Consider the following 20933-nt stretch of genomic DNA (forward strand, 5'->3'; position numbering starts at 1 on the left):
TCCCTGCCCCAAGGCCCGCCCCATGGTTCGAGGCGGGCGTCGGGGTCCCACTATGGTGGGCGCGCCTGATGTCCGGCTGACACCGGTTATCGGCCGGACGGTGGCAACGTCAGACCGAAATGTCCGTGCGCGGAGCCGGTTCCACCTCGGCGACGGTCTCGTGTTCGGTCTCGGTGAAGCCCCGCCGGGCGTGCCAGCGGGCCAGTGGACCGGGCGCCCACCAGTTGGCGCGGCCGAGCAGCCGCATGAAGGCGGGAACCAGCAAGGGGCGCACCAGGAATGCGTCCAGCACGACGGTCAGCGCCAGGCCGACGCCGAGGGCGCGCATGAACGACACCTGCGCGGTGGTGATGGAGAGGAAGACGATCGCCATCACCGTGGCGGCCGCGGTGACGATCCGGCCGGTGCGGGCCAGGCCGAGGGCCACCGCGCGCTGGTTGTCCGCCGCGGTGCCGCCGGAGCGCAGCCACTCCTCGCGCATCCGGGAGAGCACGAAAACCTCGTAGTCCATGGACAATCCGTACGCGAGGCAGACCAGCAGCGGCGGCATCGTGTAGTTGTACGAACCGGTCGCGACCGTACCGAGGCCGCCGAGGTGCCCGTCCTGGAAGATCCAGGTCATCACGCCGAAGGCGGCCGTCAGCGACAGCATGTTCATGATCAGCGCCTTGATCGGCAGCACCACGCTGCCGGTCATCAGGAAGATCAGCACCAGCGTGGAGATCGCGATCAGCGCCAGCATCCACGGCAACCGCTCGACGATGCCGTGCACGTCGTCGCGTTCGCGCTGGGCCAGGCCCGTGAACAGCGCGGGCGCGGGCGTGGGTACCTCCTTCAGCGTGGCGAGCTGATCCTGCCCGGCCGGCGACAGCGGATCCGCGTCGGTGGTGACGGCCAGGTAGGCGGCGTCGCCCTTCTGCGCGGAGTCGACGGTGACGATGCTGATGAGCTCGCCGTGGGCGTAGACCCCGCCGGGTGCGGAAACGGTGTTGACGCCGGGGATCTTGGACAGCTGGATGGCGTATCTGCTCAGCGCGGGCGAAGACGATGCGCCGCTGGGCATCACGATGTGCACCACGCCCAGCTCACCCTCGGAGAACTGGCCGCGCAGGATCTCGCCGACCTGCCGCGCCGACGAGGAGGTGGGCAGCACGCGGTCGTCCGGATAGCCCATCCGGGTGCCCAGCAGCGGCGATCCGAGCAGCAGGAACAGCGCGCCCAGCACGACGATCACCGGCACCGCCCGGCGCATCGCGAACGTGGCGGTGCGATACCAGAAGGTCTGCTCCGGCGCCTTCGGCACCGGTTCCGGCCGGCGCAGCAGCCGCCGGATCGGCTTGCGGATATCGCCCGCGTCGAGCTTGTCGCCGAGCAGCACGATCAGGGTCGGCGCCACGAGCAGCGAGCCGAGCAGCGAGAATCCGACCCCCGCGAGACCCGCGTAGGCCAGTGAGCGCAGGAAGTAGATCGGGAAGGCGAACATGGTCGCGGCCGTGACCACCACGGTGAGCGCGGAGTAGATGACCGTGCGGCCCGCCGTGTTCATGGTGCGGATCAGCGCCCGGTCCCGCGGTTCGCCCGCGGCGACCTCCTCGCGGTAGCGGTTGATGATGAACAGCGTGTAGTCGACCGCCAGCGCGAGGCACAGTGCGGTCGCCAGATTCAGCGCGAAAACCGCGACATCGGTGAAGGCGAACAGCGTGCGCAGCGCGGCGGTGGTGGCCGCGATCGCGAAGCCCGCCACGGCCAGCGGCAGGATCGCGGCGATCACGCTGCCGAAGATCCAGACCAGGGCGAGGAAGGTGAACGGCGCGGCGACCAGCTCCAGTGTCACGAGGTCGACCCGGGACTGCCGGTTCAGCTCGTACTGGGAGATGGCCTCGCCGCCGGCGTGCACGGTGACCCCGTCGCGGTCGCCGGCCAGTTCGGCGGACATGTCGTGCGCGCGCTGTGGTGCGTCCCGGTCGTTGCCGGATACCTGCGCCACCACCAGGGCCGTGGTGTGGTCGCGGCCGACGAGCGCGCCGGCGAACCGCGGCGGCGTCGCCCAGTACGAAATGATCTGCCGCGCATAGGGACTGCGATGCAGTCCGGCGACGACGTCCGCGCCGCGGGCCTTCGCGGCATCGCTGTCGACGCCCGCCGGATCGGTCACCGTCATGATCAGCGTGAAACCGCCGGTGTCGAACTTGTCGGCGAGAATTTGCTCGGCCTGCGTGAATTCGGTGCCGGGGACGTCGTAACCGCCGGCGAGCAGTTTCGTGGTGACCGGCAATCCGAACGCCGCGGCCGCCACGAACAACGCCAAAACCACACCGGCGACGCGGCGGGGGGACCGCAGGGCTAGCTCGGCCATTTTGGTCAGCATGGTATTTCCCCTTCTGCTGCACGGTCGACGTGGATGTCGCACCCGCCCGCATCCGCGCGCGGATACATGATCGGCGCAGAACTCATACGCCAAGTATGTAATGTTACTTACCGTAGGTCAATGCTCGACTGATGGGTATGCTTGACCTGTGTCGAACGTCAAGAGTCGTCGGGAGCTCTACTCCGAGGCCACCCGGGAAGCCCTGCTCGACGAGGCCACCCGGTTGTTTGCCGAGAAGGGTTTCGCCGACACGTCGCTCGACGAGATCGCGACCGCCAGCCTGCTGACCCGTGGTGCCGTCTATCACCATTTTGCGAGCAAGAAGGCGCTTTTCGAGGCGGTCCTGGATCGGCTGGGTACCGCGGTGGTGCAGCGCGTCACCGCCGTGGCGGCGCAATTCCAGGAACCGGTGGTGGCCGCCACGGCCGCGCTCGACGCATTTCTCACCGAATCGTGTGATCCGGTGTACGGCAAACTGGTCTGGCAGGAAGGTCCGCTGGCGCTGGGCTGGGAGGGCTGGCGCCGGTGCGAGCACGAACATTCCTATGCTCTGGTCGAGGCGTTCGTGCTCGCGTTGATGAACAACGGATACCTCGAGCGAAAAGCCGAGACGACGACGATCCGATTGTTCTACGAAATGATCGGTGGCGCCGGGCTGGCGATCGCGGAGGCGGATTCGGCCGACAAGGAACGGGTCCGCTCGGAATGTTCGGACGTGATGCTCCGATTGCTGGCCGGATTGCGCCGGGCGGAATGACCGGCGCGCCGGAATAATCCCGGTTGCCCGCGAAATCAAGAGCAGATCGAGGAACTCTGCCCCAGGGTGGTCACGATTCCGCAGGCCCACGTCTTGTCCAATTTCCATGTGCCCTGATCGGCGACCAGCGGGACCTGGCCCGGATTGGGCTGCCCGTTGAGGGTGAGCACGGCGTCGGCGGTGGCCGTGCCGTCGCAGTGGTCGGTGACGTTGTTGATGTTCACCGAGAGGTCGGCCTGCTTCAGTGCCGCGGTCATGCGGTTGAAGATGTCGGGATCGGCCTCGGTGCCCTGGACCAGCTCGACCTTCTGCGCGGCGGGGACGTTCGGGTCCAGGCCGCGCCGCAACAGCGCGTTGAGCTGGTCGAGTGTGGGCGTGGCCGGATATTTCGCCGAGGCCGGACAGGTGCCCGGCGCGGCCGCGGCCGCGGCAGTCGAGGACGCGGTGGCGGTGGTCTGCTCGGGGGAGTCGGAGCAGCCGGCCAGCAGGGCGGCCAGCGCGACGGCGGCGATCGAGATGCCCCGGGCGCTGTGGCTGAGGTGAGGACGCTTCACGGATGCACATTCCTTCCGAACCTACGGCGTGTGCTGATTGATACTCTTGGTATCACACATACTCTACGTATGTAAACAACAGGCGTTGCACCGCGACCTCGATACCGCGTCGCAGGACGGGCACGGCCACCTGCTCGAGCAGGCCCGCGAGGGTGGAGGTACCGAAATCGAAGGTCGCCTCGAACCGGACCTCGCAGCCGTCGCCGTCGGGCTCGACTCGCCACGAACCGCGGAACACGTCGAAGTCACCGGAGATCTGCTCGAAAACGACTGTGCGACGATGGGACTGGCAGTAGTCGACCTGGGTCCAGGTCATCACCCCGTCGGGAAAGTGCGCCTCCCAATCGCTCTCCGCCGGCAGGTCGGCACCGGCCCGGCGCACGCGCAACGGCCGGACGTCGTCGGCGACCTCGGTGAACCGCTCGAAGCGGCTGATCGTGTCGTACGCGGTGTCCGCGTCGACGTGCGCGGCGCGCACACTCAGTTGCAGGCTTCGCATGCTCCCCTCCGGATCCTCGACGGTACTGTGCGCCCGGGGCGCTGATGCCGCCCTGAAATCCGGCCCGGCGCAGCGTCGGTCGTGGCTCAGGACCCCTTCCTAGGCTGGGTGCGCCCATCATCGGCTGTTGTCCGAGCCATCGATCACCGGCAGAGGAGTCCGTATGTCCGAGGTCAGTTTCGTCGTATCCTGTGACGCGCCACTGGAGGTCGCGTTCGCCTACGTCTCCGATTACCGCCACGTGCCGGACTATTTCGCCGGGATCACCAGCTATGTGCCCTCGGGCGCGCAGACGACCGGCGTCGGCGCCTCCTTCGACGCCGAGATGTCCATCGGCCCGACGTCGATGAGTTCCGTTGTGGCAGCGGAGGAATGGGAGGACAACCGGCGTCTGGTGTTCTCCTCCACCGGTGGGGTGCGCAACATCACCACCTACGACTTCACGGCGGTCGACGAGACGCACAGCCGCATCGACTTCCGCTTCGAGTTCAGACTGCCGGGCGGGCTCGCGGGTCGCGCGCTGGCCCAGGCGCTGGAGCCGCTGGTCTCGCCGGCCGCGCAGCGCACCGCGGAAAACCTGTCCCGCAACATCGCGGAATTCGCTGCGAAGCAGGCGGTTCCGGGCAACTGATCGGACGCCCACGGCCCGCCGCGGCAAGCTGCCGCGGCGGGCCGTCGCGTATCCGGTTACAGGTCGGCGAGCGCCGCGCGCAACACCCGGGCGGTCTCGGCCGGGCCCAGGGTGTCGATGCGCTCCAGATCCGCGAGCACCCCGGGCCGGCCGCCGGCGCCGAGGAATTTGCGGCGCACGATCGCCGGATGATCGCGGCGGGTGTCCGGCCCGTTCATCCCGATCGCCACCGGGCAGTCCTCGGAAACGCTGGTGCCGTCGCTGAATTCGAGTTCGACGCGCGCGCCGATCGCCATCGTGGCGTGCTCGAAGGTGTCCTCCGGCGGGCCCAGTTCGGCCAGGCGACCGGCGATGTCGTCGCCCGCCCAGGCCATCAGCTCCGGCCAGGCGGCCGCGGCCGGTCCGGCCTGCCGCAGCGCCTGCCCCAGCGGGGACGTGGCGCGGACCATCCGCTCCGACAGGGCCATGTCGTGGACGATCTCCACCCGCGCCGCCAAGTCCCAGCGGGCCGGATCCGCCAGCGCGGCCGGGGTGAAATCCGTTGCGCCGAGCGCACCCTCGCGCAGCAGCGTGGCGATCCCGTATCCGGTGCAGAACGTCGCCGCGGTCACCGGCGTCAGTGGCCCGCGGACGTGGCCGCTCACCTTGTGGTCGAGCAGCCAGGTCAGCAGCGAGGCGTGCACGGCGATCCGGCGGACGGCGGCCGCCTCGATCGGGCCGTGCTGCCGGTACATCCGCTGCGCGCAATCGTAGGCCGCCTGCGAGTAGGCGCTGCCCGGGAACCGTTTGAACGTGAGAGTGTCGGTGTGCCAGCGGGTTCCGAGCCCGGAGAGCATCCCGCCGGGGATGCGCACGCCGGAGAGCCGGGCCAGCAGGCCGTCGTCCCCGCCGAGTACGTCGGCGGTGCCGGTGATCCCGGCGCGAGCCGCGTCGCAGGCGTCCAGGGCCTGGCGCACCGGCATCGTGGCGGTGAGCATCTTGAGGTCGCTGTCGAGTACCGCGCCGGACACCGGGGTGGAATGCAGTCCCAGTGCCAGTCCCAGCGCCGAAACCCATTCCGCGGCACCGGCTTCGCGGGCTCGCAACAAGGCGGCGGCCGCCCCCATCTGGTGGCAGTGCGCGGCGGTCTGCGCCCGGAAGAACGGCCCGAGGATGGTCGCCGAGGTGAGCCGGGCCGCGCATTCGTTACCGGCCACGACGGCGGTCAGCAGGTCCGCCCCGGACAGGTCCAGATCGGCGGCGTAGGCGATCGGCACATCGACCGTCGAGACCGACAGATGGCCCACACAGGAGACATCGTCGAAGTCCAGGCAGTTCGCGAGACCGGCCAGCACGGCGGCGGATTGCTTCGCGTCGACCTCCAGCGGCCGCCCGAGCGCGGCGACCAGCCGGCGGCCGAGCGGATGCGACCAGCCCGCCCGCACCGCGGCCAGCGTCGAGATCAGCTGGCTGCGGGCGAAGGCCGCGGTCGCCGCCGGGATGTCCGGGAAGCGCAGTGCCGCCGCCCATTCCGCGAGGGCGGCGGTCACGGCGACATCCTGCTCCACGGCGGTCACCGCAGTGCCGCCGCGGGTGCGCGGTCCTGGCCGGATTCACGCAGCCGGCGCTGGAATTCGATCCAGGCCGGGGTCGCCTTGGGCTCGAACGGCACGGTGAACGGCTTCAGGAAATTCCCGAACAGCGCTCGGTCACCGCACAGATGGATGGGGACGACCAGCATGGCCCAGCCCCAGCCGAACAGGAGGATCCAGACGCCGAGCACCGCGGCCTGGGTGACCAGGCTGTGCATGGTGTTGTAGAGGACGTAGTAGACCCGGGAAATCTCGCGCCCGCCGGCGCGGCGATACGCCACCGCACCGGGCAGATAACCGATCACGTCGATGTACACGAACAGCAGCACCGCCGTCGGCCAGTACACCGAGCGGATGTGGATGAGCCCGAGCACCAGGCAGATCACCAGTGCGACAGCGTATTCCAGCCGGATCAGGCGATAGGTGGCGACGCTGTCCCAGCGATTGACATGGTCCATCTCAGGCCGCCGTGGTCGCGAGCTTGGCGGCGAGCGCCGCGGACACCGCCGGATCGCCCACGACCGCGGCGTCGCCGAGCACCTGCAGCAGGGCGTAGGCGATGCCCTCCTTGAGCACCTTGGTCGCGATCGGCTCCAGCACGCCCTCCAGGCTGGGGATGCCGAAATCGAAGGTCACCTCGAACCGGACCCGGCAACCCGCGCCGAGCGGCTCCACTTCCCAGACGCCGTGGAAGAATTCGAAATCACCGTGGGTCTGCTCGAAGGTGATCCGCAGCATATCCGGTTCGAACGTGTCCACCTCGGACCAGCGCAGCGGGCCGTTGCGGAAATGGACCTCCCAATCGCTGCGCAGGGCGCCGGGGTGATCGTCGTCGGAAGACACCGTGATGGAACGGACGTCGTCGACCAGCTCCGGGTAGCGCTCGAATTTTCCGATCCGCAGATATGCCTCGGCCGCGTCGCAGGCGGTGGACTCGATGGTCAGAACCACATTCCGCATGATGGTTTCACCTTTCGGGGTAATAGTCGGCAGTGGTGATCGCGGCCCGTTCGAACCGGTCCAGCAGGAACTGCTCGTCGGCGGCGCTCAGGATCGCCGGGGGCGTGAGACGCAGGACGTTGTCGGCGTTCAGGGAGAAATTGCCGATCACGTTGTTGTCGACGAGGTCGATGAGCAGTGCACCGGCCATGCCCGGTTCGGCGAACTCGATGCCGATGAGCAGGCCGCAGCCGCGTACCGCCTTCACCCGGGAACCCAAGTGCCGCAACGCGATCTCCTCGAGAGCCGGGGTGAGCCGCGCGCCGAGTGCGGCGGCCCGCTCGACCAGCCCGTCCTCTCGGACGGCCGCGATCGCACCACAGACGGCGGCCATCGCCACCGGCGCCGCGGAGAAGGTCGAGGTGTGCAGGAACGGGTCCCGGTCGAGCCGGGCGAAGGCGTCGCCGGCGGCGATGGTCGCCGCCACCGGCAGCACGCCGCCGCCGAGTGCCTTGCCGGACAACAGGATATCGGGCACGACATCCTCACGGTCGCAGCCCCACCAGGCGCCGAGGCGGCCCAGTCCGGTCTGGATCTCGTCGGCCACCAGCAGCGCACCGTATTCCGTGCACAGCGCGCGCACGGTGCTCAGGTACCCGGGTGCCGGGATGACCACGCCGCCCTCGCCCTGGACCGGCTCGACGAAGACGCTCGCGGTGCCGGGATGCGCGCGCAGCGCCTCGGTCAGCGCCGGAATGTCGTCGTAGGGAACATGGATCACGTCCGGCAGCAGCGGCCGGAACGGGTCCTGGAAGACCGATCGCGCCGTGAGCGACAGGGCCCCCATGGTTTTGCCGTGGTAGCCGCCGTGCATGGAGATCAGGGTGTGGTGCCCGGACAGCCGCGCGATCTTGATCGCCGCCTCGACCGCCTCCGTGCCGGAACCGCTGAAGTGCACCCGATCCAGTCCCGGTGGGGTGACCGAGGCCAGCAGTTGGGCGGCGCGGGCGGCGGTGGGCTCCAGGAACATTCGGCTGCCGACCGGGTGCCGGTCGAGCTGCTGCCGTACCTCGGCCAGCACCAGCGGATGCCGGGAACCCATGATGAACACGCCGTAGCCGCCCGCGTTGAGGTAGCGGTCACCGTCGGCGGTGCCGATCCAGGCGCCGTCGGACTCCACTTCCACTCGGCCGCCGAGCATTTCGCCGACGCGGGCCCGGCCCGGCCCGAGATGGGCCCGGTAGAGGTCGATCACCCGGTCGGTCACGAGGTCTTCGGATCCTGTCGTCATACCTGTCTTCCTGATTCGGGGCGCTCAGTTCAGGCGCAGCACGCCGTCGGTGAGGCTCGCCGCCAGCGCCTCGACGGTGCTCGACCGCGACGGCGGATGGAACGCCAGGCAGCGCGCGGCGGACGCCAGATAGGCCACCTCCGGCGAGCGGATGAACACGTTGCCGCCGAGCGCCTCCACCGCGCGGTTCACCACGTCGGCCAGCGCGTCCTGCGCGCCGTACCGTGCGACCAGCGCCTCGGTCAGCGCGAAATTGTCGGTCGCGCCGGTGTCGAGCAGCGACGCGATGCCCTCGAGCAGCAGTGCCGCGGTCTCCAGCCGTACCCCGAGATCGGCGAGAGTCTGTGCGCTGCACCGGCCCCCGCTGAAGGCGCGTTCCACCAGTCCGCTCGCCATGCCCAGATAGCAGGAGGAGATGAGCATCTCGAACCAGATGAACCCGACGGTCTGCATCCGGTCGATCACGCCGTCGTCGTCGATCTCGGCGGGAGTCACCAGGCGCTCGTCGACGAATACGTCCGTCAGCCGGACCTCGTCGCTCTCGGCGCCGGCCAGGACCGGGGAACCCCAGAACGGATGGGTGGAGATGCCGGGGCTGGCGGCGGGGACCAGCAGCAGAATCATCGCGGTGCCGCCGTTCTCGTCGGGCACCGCGGCGCTGGCGGACAGCAGATCCATCGAATGCGCCATGCTGCACGGCTTCTTGGCGCCGTCCACCACGTAGCCGCGCTCCACCGGCCGGGCCCGCACCCCGGGGGACAGAATGCCCTGGCCCGGCCGCCCCTCGGCGAAACCCGAAGCGACGAGCAGGTTCTGGTCGGCGATCCCCTCCAGGATCGCCCACTCGGTGCCCTGCGCGCGCAGGCTGTCGGCGAGGGTGAACAGGGTGGCGACCGAGAAGTGGTGCATCGCGGTGGCCACCGACAGCGACGGCGCGCGGGAGCCGATCGCCCGCATCACCCGCAGCGCATCGGCCGCCGAGGCGCCGAGACCGCTGTAGGACTTGGGGATCACCAGCGCCGGACCGCCGTGGCGGCGGAACAGCTCCAGGCCCGGATTGCCCGGCTGCTCCAGTTCGAGCAGCGGGATCTCGTCCAGCGCCGAGTAGAGGCCGGGAAGATGGGTCTCACAGGCGGTCCGGGCGTCGTCCAGCGTCTTCACAGCAGGCCCTCCTCGGCCGCGTCGCGGTAGGCCGGCGGCCGGGTGCCGTCGGAGATGGCGACTCCCTGCAGGTGGGTGGTGCGCAGCACTGGGTAGTTGGCCTCGCCGAAAACACCGCCCGTCACACCTGTTCCGCCGTGCGAGGGCAGCGGTGCGACGAAGGAGATGTGGGATTCGTTGATCTTCAGCAGACCTCCGTTGACCACCTCGTTCACGTACCGGTCGATCACCGCGGTGTCCCTGGCCCACAACGAGTTCCGCAGACCGTAGCGGTTGGTGTTGACGTAGTCGATCAGCACGTCGAGCAGCGGGCCGTCCTCATCGGCCTCGGGCACCACCACCGGGATCAGCGGGAAGAACGTCTCCTCGCGGACCGCGTCCAGCTCCCGCGCCTTCAGCAGGCCGTCGACCCGGATCACGGTGGGCTCCAAGAAGAATCCGGTATCGCCGGGAGTGCCGTCGAGATGCAGGCCGCGGCCGCCGGTGACCAGGGTGGCGCCCTTGGTGACGGCGTCGTCGAGGAAGGCGTGGAACCCGTCGTGGCGCAGCACCGGCGACAGCACCACACCCTCCTCGTCGGGGTAGCCCGGCCGCAGCGCGCGGGCCCGGTCGGCGATGCGGGCGATCAGCTCGTCCGCGATCGCCGGATGCGCCAGTACCTGATTGGGAATCATGCACAGCTGCCCGGAACCGTAGAAGCCCTCGGCGACCGCGGTCGCGGCATGGTCGAGATCGGCGTCCCGCCACACCAGTACGGCATCGTTGCCGGCCAGTTCCAGGATCGGCTTCTTGCCCGCCGCAACGCATTTCTGCTCGAACTTGAGGCCGGAGTCCACACCGCCGAAGTACATGATGTCGTCGACGTGCGGGCTCTCCAGCCACATCTTCAGCAGCGGAGCGGGATTGCCGCACACCACGTTCAGGGTGCCCGGCGGCGCGCCCGCGGCCTCCAGCAGCGGCGCGATGACCTCGCGCAGCCCGAACATCGCGCCCAGCGGTGAGGTGCGCGGCGCGCGCACCACCACCGCGTTGCCGGAGGCCATCGCCAGCGCCGCCAGCATCGAACTCGACATCGGCGCGTTCGCCGGGGGATTCACGCACACCACACCGTCGGGCTGGCGTCGCACGATCCGGCGGCGGCCGTCCTCGGTGCGGTATTCGCGCCACAGCTGCTCGCGCAGGAATTCCCGCGCGACCGGCCCGGTCGCCGCGAGCATGCCGGCGTACTCCCAGCGGGCCAGTTCCAGCGGATGACCCTCCACGGTCAGCATCCGGATCAGATCGGCGGCATGGGCGCGTACCGCCTCGTGTACCTGCGCCAGGATGTCCAGCCGCCGTTCCAGCGGGAAGGCGCGCCACCGCACCGCGGCCTCGGCGGCCGAGCTCAGGGCCCGCCGGCACACCTCCTCGTCGGCGAGGGCGACCCGGCCCACCAGGGTGCCGGGCTCCTGGTCGGCCACGTCGGCGGTGCCCCGGTCCAGGTCCCGCTTCAGTCGCAGGCTGCGGAACGAATCCTCGAGCATCGCGCGGGTCGACAGCACGTGTACCCACCGATCACCGGAAACGTCCTCGCCCGCAACGTAACTGCCGTACGTCAGCAGTGTGTCCGTCGTAGCGATAGATGTCGCGGATTGCGCCATGGAGCTACCCACCCTTCTCCTCGTCCTGCGCCGAGTGTCGTGGACCGGGCTGAAGTTGCCCTGACACTGCCGAATTCGTGGTGTCAGAAGCGGATCAGGGCATCGCTGCCAGGATGCAACTCGTCGCCGGTCGGGAGGGTCGGCCGGGACAGTGCGAGGAGGCCGCGGTGACAGTACCGGAGTCGGAGACATCGGCCGGCAACGCGCTCGCCGTCGAGGTGCTGCGGAAGTGCTCGGACAATCCCAGCGCCTTCCTGGCCCTCAACCAGGGCAACGAGATCTACACGGTGCCCGAGATCTTCGGATTCGTCTGCTTCAAGCGGGTGGGCCGGTACCGGGTGCAGTTCGGCGGGCCGTTCGCCGATCCGGCCGACCGCCCGGTGTTGTTGCGGCGCTTCCTCGCCGACACCCGGGCCGCGCGAAAGCGGGTGCTGGCACTGCAAGTGCAGCGCGAGGACGCGGAACTGTATGCCGAACTCGGCATGCGGGTCAACCAGATCGGCGCCTCCTACGCGGTCGAGCTGGCCGGTGCGACGTTGCGCGGCAAGAAGTTCGTCAGTCTGCGCAACAAGATCTCGCGCGCCACCCGGGCGGGTCTGGAGATCGCCGAGGTCGACGCCGCGGCGCATCGGGCCGATATCGAGGCCGTCGACCGGCCCTGGCTGCGTGGCAAGGGCCGGCACGTGAAGGAACTGGAGTTCCTGATCGGCGAGATCGGCGGGCCCGCACAGGAATACCGGAAACTGTTCCTCGGCACCATCGAGGGCCGGCCGGTCGGCTACCTGTCGTTCGCGCCGGTGTACGGCCGCCGGGCGGGCTGGTTGCACGATCTCAGCCGCCGGTTGCCGGACGCGCCGCCGGGGGTGATGGAGGCGATCAACTTCCACGCCATGACGCAATTTCGTGAAACCGGAAGTGAATGGCTGCATTTCGGCTTCACACCGTTCACCGGACTCGAGGCCGGCCACGAGTTGCCGGGGGCCCGGCCGTTCGTCACTCGGGTGGTGCGGCTGCTGGGCGAACGTGGTGAGCTGGTCTACCCGTCGAAGACCCAGCTGGAATACAAGATGAAGTGGAATCCGGCGGTGATCCTGCCCGAGTACATGGCGTACCCGAGCCTGCTGACACCGCCCGCGCTCTGGAGCCTGCTCCGCGTCACCAACAGCGTGTGACGCACCGAGGAAGGGTACCCGAAGAGGCCCAACGGGGTCCGGTCACGGCCGGTCGAGGTGATACTCCCGCAGGTTCGAATCCTGCCCCTTCCGCATCCGGCGGACATCCGTCCGCGCACGTACATTGTCGATACGAGGCGTAAATTCATGACCGACAAGCACCTTCGTGTGTTCGCGATCGTCAACCCGCGCGCGGGCGGCGATCCCGGTGGCACCGTCGCGGAGCTGGAGTCCCGCACCGATCTGACCGTGGTGTGCTCCTACACCGGCGCGCCCGGTGACGCCGAACGGCTCGCGGCCGAGGCCGCCGCCGACGGCTGGGCCGACGTGGTGGTCGCCGTCGGTGGTGACGGCACCGCGGGTCAGGTGGCCGCGGGGCTGTTCCGCGCGGGATCCGCCGCGGCGCTGGTGATCGCGCCGGCCGGCACCGGTAATTCCAGTTATCGCGGCCTCGCCGACGACCGGCCCTGGCCCGACCTGGTGGACGATCTGGCCTCTGGTCGGCTGTTCCCGTGCCGGATCGATCTGGCGATGATCGAGGAACTGCGGCGACCGGTGCTGCTCGGCACGACCACCGGAATCCTGCCCGCCACCCTCGTCGCCGCCCGCGAGATGTCCGGCACCGGCCGAGACCTGCTGGCGGAGGCCACGGTTCGCGCGTTCGGCACGCACCGGCCGCATCCGGTCCGGGTGAGCGTGGACGGCGCCGCCGTGTACGAGGGTGAACTGCTGGGCACCTTCGTCGGCGGGATGCGGCACCGCGGCGGGCGTTTCGAGATGCTGCCCGATTCGCTGCTCGACGACGGACTGCTCGACGTCTGCTGCCTCAGCACGATCGCGCCGCCGCAGTACTCCCGCGGCGAGCACGTCTGCGTCGAGCGCCTCGACGGCGAGGGTCTCCTGATCGAATGCGACGGTGAGCTGGAGCAATTGGCCGAGACGGTCACGGTCCGCGTACTGCCCGCCGCCCTGCACACCCTGGTACCGGTCCCGGTGCCCGCGGCGATGAGCCGCTGAACCCGTATCCACGGCACCGGTACTCGCCGTGCCGGCCGCCTCGAGAAGCCCCGCAACTCCTTCCGGGTCGCGGGGCTGCGCCGTGCGCCGAACCGCTGCCGAAACCAGCTGAGCGCGTTCGTGTCTCGTAGTACTGCGGATTGGGTCGCGGCCTCGCCGCCGGCGTCCGGCGGGCCGTCCGTCCGGTATATAGCCGGGCAGTCGGCGAGCGGACCGGTAGGTACCGGCATCGGCTGCCACGCTCAGCGTGCGGAGCCGATCGGCATCCGTGATCGGGTGAGCGGTCCCGATGTACCGCATCGGCGCGGCCGCGGCGCCGGACCCGGCCACCGCTGCGGCTACCGAGCGGCCCTCCGGGACAACGGGGTCGGCCGAGCGTCCGGGCGCAGGTCAGCGGCTGCGGCACTCGACGAGCCGCTCGGGCCCGAGGATTCCGGGCAACCGGCGCGTCGAGGGAAACGAAGCCGGTCGGTCCGGTGCGCAGCCGGCCGGCAAAGGAAGAACGAAGCCGGTGGGGCCGGTGCGCAGCCGTCCGGCAATCAGTGCGCCGCCGTGTATTCCGTGTCGCTGGAAAAACCGTTTTCGTCGCGCAGTTCCTGCCGGTACAGTTTCCGCGCCTCGGCGACGGTGGCGACCTCCGCGCGCCGCGGGGTGCCGGCGGCCCAGTGCTGCCGCAGGATTCGGCCCGAGATGGGTGCGGCCAGCCGGACGGTGGTCCGGGTTGCCCGCTTCGACTTGTTCAGGGTGCCCAGTAGTCCGCGCATGAACGGCAGGTAGGCGCGGTCCACGGCGGCCGGCTGATCGAATCCGATGAGCCGGCGCATCCAGCTCGGCAGCGTGATGAGGGTCGCGGGGGTGGCGAATCGGCTGAAGGCGGCCAGTTTCGCCGTCGAGTTCGGTCCCGAGGTGGCCAGCAGCTGCCGCATGCCCGACAGCGCGGCCTCGGTGACGCACAGTTGCGGGCGCAGCGTCGCGTAGTATTCGCGGACGCCGTCGCGTGAACGGGGGATGTCGTCCGGCTTGCAGGTGAAAAGTTCTGCCGCCGTAGCGCATTCGTTCCAGAATCGGTGATCGTCGGCGGGTGAGAGAGGGCCCGGGCCGAACACCTCGTAGCACTTCAGCATCGACTGCCAGCCGTCGATGTGCGTGAACAGCTGGGTCTCCGGATTGTTGGCGTGGTACCGCCGCCCGCTGATCGGTTCGATTCCGGTCGCGCGGGTATGAATTCGCATGATGAAATCCGAGGTCTGCAACGCCGTCCGGCTGTCGCCGAGAATTCCGCTGAGCAGGAAGCCGAGCGTCATATCGTAGAAGTGGCCGGGGTATTTGTAGATGGCCTGCGCGTCGTCGTGCGCCGCGGTGAAGAACGGGTTCAGGAATTGCACCGCCACCGCGCGCTGCAGGCCGATCAGGATCGACGGATGCGTCCACACCCGCCAGGCCACCGAATCCGGCCCGAAGAATCCGTGATCGACCCGCCGCAGCTCCGGCATCAGTCCGGGGTCGGTCAGGATGTTGGCGGCCATCTCACGCTCCCTGTCTGCCGAACACCAGCGCCACGTTGTGCCCGCCGAATCCGAACGAATTGCTGATCGCGTATTCGATGTCCTGCGGTCGCGGCGCGCCGGCGACGATGTCGAGGTCGCCGATCCGCGGATCGGGCGTGCGGTAGTTCAAGGTGGGCGGCACGATGCCGGTCCGCAGGGTCAGCACGGTGAGCGCCGCCTCCAGGGCGCCGGCCGCGCCGATCGAATGTCCCAGTGCGGATTTCGGCGCGTATATCGACGCGTGCCCGCCGACGGCGGACCCGATCGCGCGGGCCTCCGCCAGATCGCCGACCGTCGTCCCGGTCGCGTGCGCGTTCACGTGCGTGATGTCGGCGCCGCGCAGGCCCGCCGACTCGAGCGCCCGGCCCATCGCGCGCGCCGCGCCCCGGCCATCGGGATCCGGCGCGACCAGGTGATGACCGTCGGAGGTGAGACCCGCGCCGAGCAGCCGGGCCAGTACGGTCGCTCCCCGGGCTCGCGCGTGTTCGGCCGACTCGAGGACCAGCAGGGCGCCGGCCTCGCCGAACACGAAACCGTCGCGGTCGGCGTCGAACGGCCGCGAGGCGCCGGCCGGATCGTCGTTGCGGGTGCTCATCGCGCGCATCATGGAGAACGCCGCGATCGGCACCGCCTCGATGTAGCCCTCGACGCCGCCGGTCACGACGATGTCGGCGTCGCCGAGCAGGATCATCCGCCAGGCGGTGGCGATCGCCTCGGCGCCGGAGGCACAGGCCGAGACCCGGGTGATCACACCGGCGCGCGCACCCAGCTCCAGACCGACATAGGCGGCCGGGCCGTTGGGCATCATCATCTGCACGGCCAGCGGTGAGATCGTCCGGTAGCCACCGGTCCGCAGCCGTTGCGTGGTGTCCACGTACGCGTCCGCGCCGCCGAGTCCGGTGCCGATGGCGACGGCCAGCCGGTCCCGGTCGACGTCCGGGCTGCCGGCCTCCTTCCACACCTCCCGGCCGAGGACGGTCGCCAGCTGTTCGACGAACGCCATACGGCGGCGCTCGGTGCGGGCCAGCAGTTCACCGGGCGGGCATGTCAGCCGGCCGCCGATCCGTACCGGCAGGTCGTGTTCGGTGAGGAAGGCGTCCTCGAGCCGGCCGATCCCGCTGTGACCGGCGAGCAGTCCCGTCCAGGTGGACTCCAGGGTGTCGCCGACCGAGGTGGTCGCGGCCATCGCGGTGACCACGACCTCCGGGAAGCCCTCGGCGGGCCGGAACGCGGTCACCGGACGGCCTGCGCGGTCACGAGGGGCGCGGTCAGGAAGGCGTCCTCCTCGACCCGGCGGGTCGCGAACCAGTAACTCGTGCCGGTGCCGGGCCAGGACTGCCGGTTGCGGCCGGTGTGATCGAGGAACCAGCTGTGGCAGCCGCCCGAATTCCACACCGAGCCCGCGAGTTTCCCGTGCAGCCGGTCGTTGAAGTCGCGCTGCACGCTCTCGCGCACCTCGAACCGGGTCGTGCCGCGGGACCGCATCAGCCGCAGGCATCGCGTGATGTAGCGGATCTGGGTCTCGATCACGAACAGGATGGATTGCGAGCCGCCACCGGAATTCGGGCCCATGATCATGAAGAAGTTCGGGAATCCGGTCACCGTCATGCCGAGGTACGCCTGCATGCCGTCGCGCCACGCCTCCTGGATGGTGATTCCGTCCCGGCCGACGATGTGCTCACTCGCGCAACGATTCTCGGTGTCGAATCCGGTGCCGAGGATCACCACGTCGGCGGCGTGGAACTCGCCGTCGGCGGTGCGGATGCCGCCCGCGGCGAACTGCTCGATCGGCGCGGTGACGAGCGCGGCGTTGGGCTGCTGCAGGGCCGGATAGAAGTCGCTGGACAACAGGATCCGCTTGCAGCCGATGGTGTACGAGGGTGTCAGCTTCGCGCGCAGTCCGGGATCGGGCACCTGCCGGCGCAGGTTTCGCATCGAGGCCCATTTCAGCAGGAACAGCAGGCGCGGGTGCAGGAACCCGGCCACCGGCACCTCGTGGGTCCAGAACGCGATGTTGCGGTAGATCTTCATCGCCGCGGGGAAGGCCTTGAACAGCTTGTGTTCCCGCGTACTCACCGGCCGGTCCGGCTTCGGCAGCACCCAGTGCGCGTTGCGCTGGAACACGGTGACCCGCTCGGCGCGCTGCACGATCTCCGGCACGAATTGCGCCGAGCTGGCGCCGGTTCCGATCACCGCCACCCGCTTGCCGGTCAGGTCGACATCGTGATCCCAACGGGCCGAATGGAATACGGGACCGGTGAATTCGCTCCGCCCCGGGAAGTCGGGGATGTTGGGCCGGTGCAGCGCGCCGTGCGCGGCGACGACGACGCGCGCCAGATATTCGGCGCCGTCGGCGGTGCGTACCCGCCAGCGGTCGGCGTCGTCCTCGAAGTCGTAGGACACCACCTCGGACCGGAATCGGATGTGCCGCCGCAGTTCGTAGTGCTTGGCCACCCGCCGGATGTAGTCCAGGATCTCCGGCTGGCCCGCGTACAGGCGACTCCAGTCGGTGCTGGGTGCGAAGGAGTACGAATACATCATCGACATCACGTCGCAGGCGCAGCCGGGGTAGGTGTTCTCCCGCCAGGTGCCGCCGACATCGTCGGCCTTCTCCAGAACCAGGAAATTGTTCTCGCCGGCCTCGCGCAGCCGGATCGCCATACCGAGCCCGGCGAATCCGGCGCCGACGATCAGAACATCGAGAACCGCAGCAGTGGTCGCGTCGCCTTGTGCCATGCTCGCAGTCTGGCCGCGGTCTTCTGACACCCGGCTGAAATCCGCCGGGCGCCGGCCTCAGACACGTGTCAGTCCGGAATCGAATACTGCAGGCGCGGCACAGCATCCGCTGTCGTACCCCCGAGGATCAGGTGGCGCGAAATGACAGCACCCTATGAACGACTGCTGGCGACCCCCCGGACCGACCCCATCGCGGAATCCGATCGTTCCGCCGCGGCCGGTCGGCGGGAATCGCCGTTCCCGGCCCTGCAGGCGGAGATTCGCGCGGCGGGACTGCTGGACCTCCGGTGGCGGCACTATCTCGGCAAGATGATCGTGAACGTGATCATGCTGATCGCCGGCTGGACCGTGTTCTTCGTGCTCGGCTCGTCGTGGTGGCAACTGCTCGTGGCGGTCTACCTGGCGTTCTGTTACGTCCAGACCGGGCTGCTCGGTCACGATATCGGGCACCATCAGGTCAGCCGGCGCAAGCGCACCATGGAGGCGCTCGGCTATCTGCACGGAAATCTGCTGCTCGGTGCGAGTTACGAGTGGTGGATCAATCATCACAACCGGCATCACAGCAATCCCAACCACATCGAGAAGGATCCCGACATCGTCCGCCGCAAGGCGATCTTCACCGCCGAGCAGGCGGATCAGCCGATGTCGGCGGGGCGTCGATTCGTGGTGCGGCACCAGGAGAAGGTGTTCTTCCCGATGGCGATCCTGGAATCGCTGGGGCTGCGGGTGGTGAGCGCCCGCGCGATCGCGCAGCGCACCGTGCGCCGGCCGATCGTGGAGGGCGCGCTGATCGCGGTGCATTTCGCGGCCTATCTCACCGCTGTGTTCGTCGTGCTGGATCTACCGAAAGCACTGGTGTTCATCGCCGTTCACCACGGCCTGACCGGTCTGTACGGCGGCATGATCTTCGCGCCGAACCACAAGGGCATGCCGGTGCGCACCGACCGGGAATCGCTGGATTGGATGACCCGCCAGGTGATCACGGCCCGCAACATCCGCGGCGGTTTGGTGACCGACTATCTGTACGGTGGTCTGAATTACCAGATCGAGCACCATCTGTTCCCGTCCATGCCGCAGCCGAATCTGGGCAGGGCCCATCCGATCGTCCGGAGGCATTGCGAGGCAGCCGGTCTCACCTACCACGAGACCTCGATCCCGGGTTCGTACCTGGAGATCGTCCGGCACCTGCACCGGGTCGGCCGGGAGGCGCGGCCGCGCCTGATCGCCGCCGGGCAGCGCGCGGGCCGGTAACTCACCGGATGCGGTTGGGATTGCGCCGCAACGGGTTTCGGAAAGAGGTCGGCCGCGTGCGGTACTGTTTCCGGTAGGAGACAGGAGCTGCCGTGGTGAGCCGTTGGTTTTCGTTGTTGGTCTTCGTCTGGCTGATCCTCGGCCTCGTCGCCGCGCTCCAGCGCGGATATCTGACCCATCCGTCCGACAATTGCGCGGATTTCGCGACCGTTCTGCTGAACGTGGTGGCGGGACCGTTGAACTACATCGGCATACACCCGTCGATGTCGGATTGCGTTCTGCCGCAACCTACTCCGTGAGGCTGTGATCCGCCGGGCCGCGATGTCCGGGAACGTGTTCCGGGTGCTGTCGCGGTAAGCCCGCCGCGGCCCGCATCGCGGACCGGCCGCGCGCCGCCGCGCCGGGGTCGTCGAGCAGCTGGATCTCCTGGTTGACGGCCATCGCGATGCCGATGAGCGCCGTCGCGGTCTCGTCCGGTGGCCGGTGCGCGGATTCGACTCGGGCGGCGGCGATCTCGTCGGTCAGCCGGGAGCGCCAGGCGGTGACCACCGTGCGCAGGTGGTCCCGGAGCGGGCCGGGCCGGCCGTCGAATTCGGTCGATGCGGCGGTGACGAAACAGCCGCCCGGGAACGGGCAGTCGGCGAGGTAGCCGATCCAGGCGTCGATGAGCCGGGCCAGCCGGTCCGCGCCGTGCGGCAGTCCCTTCAGCGGTTCTGTCACGGCCGCCCGGAAGATCCCGCCCGCCCGGTCGAGCGCCTCGATCTGTAACCGCTCGCGGGAGCCGAACGGGCCGAGGATGCCGGATTTGCTCATGCCCAGTCCGTCGGCGAGCGTGCCGATGGTCAGTCCCTCCAGGCCGACCCGCGAGGCCTCCGCGACGGCGTATCCGACGATCCGGTCGCGGGTCCGGGCCGCCTCGGCGAGGGAATGACGGGGAGACATCGCCCAACTATAGCGTCCGGTCGTTCGCTATTGTTTGATGGAGTACGACCGTGCGCTATTTCTCTCGAAGGTGGACCATGATCGACCTGTTGCGGCTGGACGCGACCGCTCTCGCCCTGATCGCCCACGATGTGGCGATGCTCACCGATGCCGAGCTGGATCGGCCGACCCCCTGCACCGGCTGGAACGTCGCGGATCTGTTGCGGCACATGAACGAACGGCACGAGGCCGTCATCGCCGCGGTTCTCGGCGGCGAACCCGACGACGCCGCCGACCCCCGCGCCGGATTCGCCCGGATCGGCGGCCGCTGGCTGGCGGCCATGGAACGCACCGGCGACGCGGTGCCGTTGCCGGAACGCGGCGCCCTGCCGACCGATCGCGTGCTATCGATTCACTTCGTGGACATGCTCGTCCACCGCTGGGACATCGCCCGCGCGCTGGGCCGGCCCTGCGCCGTCCCGGATCGGCTGACCGCCGCGGCGCTGCCGATGGCCCGTGTGACGACCGCCCCCGGCAGTCCGCTCAACGGGCCGGACGGGGTCTACGCTCCCCGGCTGGCGGAGGATCCCGCCCGTCCTGAGATGGACAACGTCGCCGCGCTCCTCGGCCGGGATCCGCGCTGGTGTGCGGTGACCGGCTAGCGGCCGGCAGCGCGCTGGAACAGGTTCTTACCCGGCGCGGCCGCCGGATGGCCGGGGCACCACTGCTCGGCCGGGACGGCGGCCCGGACCTGGTCGACATGCTGGCCGCAACCGGTCCAGGTGGTCTTGCCGCAGGTGGCGCAGGGAACGGGTTGGCACATGGAGTGAATCCTCTCGGTTCGGTCGGGGCGTCGCCCGCACTCGTCCCAGCCTGCC

21 protein-coding genes are annotated in these 20933 nt (G+C 69.3%); 7 read left to right on the forward strand and 14 right to left on the reverse strand.

The annotated features are described in order from the left end of the window. Positions 1-109: 109 nt before the first annotated feature. Positions 110-2356, reverse strand: a complete 2247-nt coding sequence (locus NRB56_RS09775; RefSeq protein ID WP_227837463.1) for an MMPL family transporter — start codon at positions 2354-2356, stop codon at positions 110-112. A gap of 160 nt (positions 2357-2516) precedes the next feature. Here NRB56_RS09775 and NRB56_RS09780 point away from each other — a divergent pair, with 160 nt between their 5' ends. After that, complete coding sequence (locus NRB56_RS09780) at positions 2517-3125, forward strand: TetR/AcrR family transcriptional regulator (protein ID WP_319942781.1); 609 nt, start codon at positions 2517-2519, stop codon at positions 3123-3125. 35 nt (positions 3126-3160) lie between these two features. On the opposite strand, the gene NRB56_RS09785 is transcribed toward NRB56_RS09780, so the two are convergent. Both NRB56_RS09785 and NRB56_RS09790 read right to left on the reverse strand, forming a co-directional pair. Beyond that, on the reverse strand, positions 3161-3679 hold the full coding sequence (locus NRB56_RS09785; RefSeq protein WP_319942782.1) for a hypothetical protein: 519 nt from the start codon (positions 3677-3679) through the stop codon (positions 3161-3163). Positions 3680-3731: 52 nt separating this feature from the next. Further along, on the reverse strand, positions 3732-4178 hold the full coding sequence (locus tag NRB56_RS09790; RefSeq protein ID WP_153340663.1) for a type II toxin-antitoxin system RatA family toxin: 447 nt from the start codon (positions 4176-4178) through the stop codon (positions 3732-3734). A 163-nt stretch (positions 4179-4341) separates the two neighbouring features. On the opposite strand from NRB56_RS09790, the gene NRB56_RS09795 reads away from it, so the two are divergent. Further along, positions 4342-4809: an SRPBCC family protein gene (locus NRB56_RS09795; RefSeq protein ID WP_153340665.1), complete on the forward strand. Its 468-nt coding sequence runs from the start codon at positions 4342-4344 to the stop codon at positions 4807-4809. A gap of 56 nt (positions 4810-4865) precedes the next feature. Here the strand turns inward: NRB56_RS09795 and NRB56_RS40080 are convergent, their stop codons facing one another. From NRB56_RS40080 to NRB56_RS09825, 6 genes are read right to left on the reverse strand one after another with little or no spacing between them, the layout of a single operon-like run. Continuing rightward, positions 4866-6356, reverse strand: coding sequence for an MmgE/PrpD family protein (locus tag NRB56_RS40080; protein WP_194290790.1), 1491 nt, complete (start codon positions 6354-6356; stop codon positions 4866-4868). Positions 6357-6361: 5 nt separating this feature from the next. Further along, the gene (locus tag NRB56_RS09805; RefSeq protein WP_153340669.1) at positions 6362-6838 is read right to left on the reverse strand and encodes a hypothetical protein; all 477 of its coding nucleotides are present in this window, start codon (positions 6836-6838) and stop codon (positions 6362-6364) included. Position 6839: 1 nt separating this feature from the next. Continuing rightward, complete coding sequence (locus NRB56_RS09810) at positions 6840-7340, reverse strand: type II toxin-antitoxin system RatA family toxin (RefSeq protein WP_153340671.1); 501 nt, start codon at positions 7338-7340, stop codon at positions 6840-6842. Between the two features lie 7 nt (positions 7341-7347). After that, positions 7348-8610, reverse strand: a complete 1263-nt coding sequence (locus NRB56_RS09815; protein ID WP_153340673.1) for an aspartate aminotransferase family protein — start codon at positions 8608-8610, stop codon at positions 7348-7350. 24 nt (positions 8611-8634) lie between these two features. After that, complete coding sequence (locus NRB56_RS09820) at positions 8635-9771, reverse strand: acyl-CoA dehydrogenase family protein (protein ID WP_319942783.1); 1137 nt, start codon at positions 9769-9771, stop codon at positions 8635-8637. After that, positions 9768-11411, reverse strand: coding sequence for an aldehyde dehydrogenase family protein (locus NRB56_RS09825; protein WP_194290817.1), 1644 nt, complete (start codon positions 11409-11411; stop codon positions 9768-9770). Before NRB56_RS09825 ends, NRB56_RS09820 begins: the two co-directional genes overlap by 4 nt. A 167-nt stretch (positions 11412-11578) precedes the next feature. Here NRB56_RS09825 and NRB56_RS09830 point away from each other — a divergent pair, with 167 nt between their 5' ends. Further along, positions 11579-12583, forward strand: a complete 1005-nt coding sequence (locus tag NRB56_RS09830) for a bifunctional lysylphosphatidylglycerol flippase/synthetase MprF (protein ID WP_319942784.1) — start codon at positions 11579-11581, stop codon at positions 12581-12583. A gap of 147 nt (positions 12584-12730) precedes the next feature. After that, positions 12731-13600, forward strand: a complete 870-nt coding sequence (locus tag NRB56_RS09835) for a diacylglycerol/lipid kinase family protein (protein ID WP_153340675.1) — start codon at positions 12731-12733, stop codon at positions 13598-13600. 539 nt (positions 13601-14139) lie between these two features. Here NRB56_RS09835 and NRB56_RS09840 read toward each other — a convergent pair. The 3 genes from NRB56_RS09840 to NRB56_RS38835 are packed head-to-tail and all read right to left on the reverse strand — an operon-like array spanning position 14140 to position 17883. Continuing rightward, positions 14140-15126, reverse strand: a complete 987-nt coding sequence (locus NRB56_RS09840) for an oxygenase MpaB family protein (protein ID WP_153340677.1) — start codon at positions 15124-15126, stop codon at positions 14140-14142. Position 15127: 1 nt separating this feature from the next. Next, entirely contained in the window at positions 15128-16384 is a 1257-nt protein-coding gene (locus tag NRB56_RS09845; protein ID WP_319942785.1) for a KasA/KasB family beta-ketoacyl-ACP synthase, read from the reverse strand. Beyond that, complete coding sequence (locus NRB56_RS38835; RefSeq protein ID WP_227837464.1) at positions 16381-17883, reverse strand: flavin-containing monooxygenase; 1503 nt, start codon at positions 17881-17883, stop codon at positions 16381-16383. The genes NRB56_RS09845 and NRB56_RS38835 overlap by 4 nt, the downstream gene beginning before the upstream one ends. A gap of 141 nt (positions 17884-18024) precedes the next feature. Between NRB56_RS38835 and NRB56_RS09855 the strand changes: the two genes are divergently transcribed. Continuing rightward, a complete protein-coding gene (locus NRB56_RS09855) occupies positions 18025-19134 on the forward strand; it encodes a fatty acid desaturase family protein (RefSeq protein WP_153340683.1) in 1110 nt (369 codons plus the stop codon). A gap of 95 nt (positions 19135-19229) precedes the next feature. Beyond that, positions 19230-19433, forward strand: a complete 204-nt coding sequence (locus NRB56_RS09860) for a hypothetical protein (protein ID WP_319942786.1) — start codon at positions 19230-19232, stop codon at positions 19431-19433. On the opposite strand, the gene NRB56_RS09865 is transcribed toward NRB56_RS09860, so the two are convergent. Next, positions 19423-20076 carry a TetR/AcrR family transcriptional regulator gene (locus NRB56_RS09865; RefSeq protein WP_153340685.1) on the reverse strand — a complete coding sequence of 218 codons (654 nt, stop codon included), beginning with the start codon at positions 20074-20076 and terminating at the stop codon, positions 19423-19425. The genes NRB56_RS09860 and NRB56_RS09865 overlap by 11 nt on opposite strands. A 77-nt stretch (positions 20077-20153) precedes the next feature. Between NRB56_RS09865 and NRB56_RS09870 the strand changes: the two genes are divergently transcribed. Beyond that, positions 20154-20717, forward strand: a complete 564-nt coding sequence (locus NRB56_RS09870; protein WP_153340687.1) for a TIGR03086 family metal-binding protein — start codon at positions 20154-20156, stop codon at positions 20715-20717. Here the strand turns inward: NRB56_RS09870 and NRB56_RS38280 are convergent. Continuing rightward, positions 20714-20878 (reverse strand): hypothetical protein, encoded by a 165-nt coding sequence (locus NRB56_RS38280; protein ID WP_194290791.1) that lies wholly within the window; start codon positions 20876-20878, stop codon positions 20714-20716. The two genes, NRB56_RS09870 and NRB56_RS38280, sit on opposite strands and share 4 nt — an antisense overlap. Positions 20879-20933: the final 55 nt, after the last annotated feature.

The sequence above is a fragment of the Nocardia aurantia genome (genome assembly GCF_009604425.1).
Lineage (GTDB): Bacteria > Actinomycetota > Actinomycetes > Mycobacteriales > Mycobacteriaceae > Nocardia > Nocardia aurantia.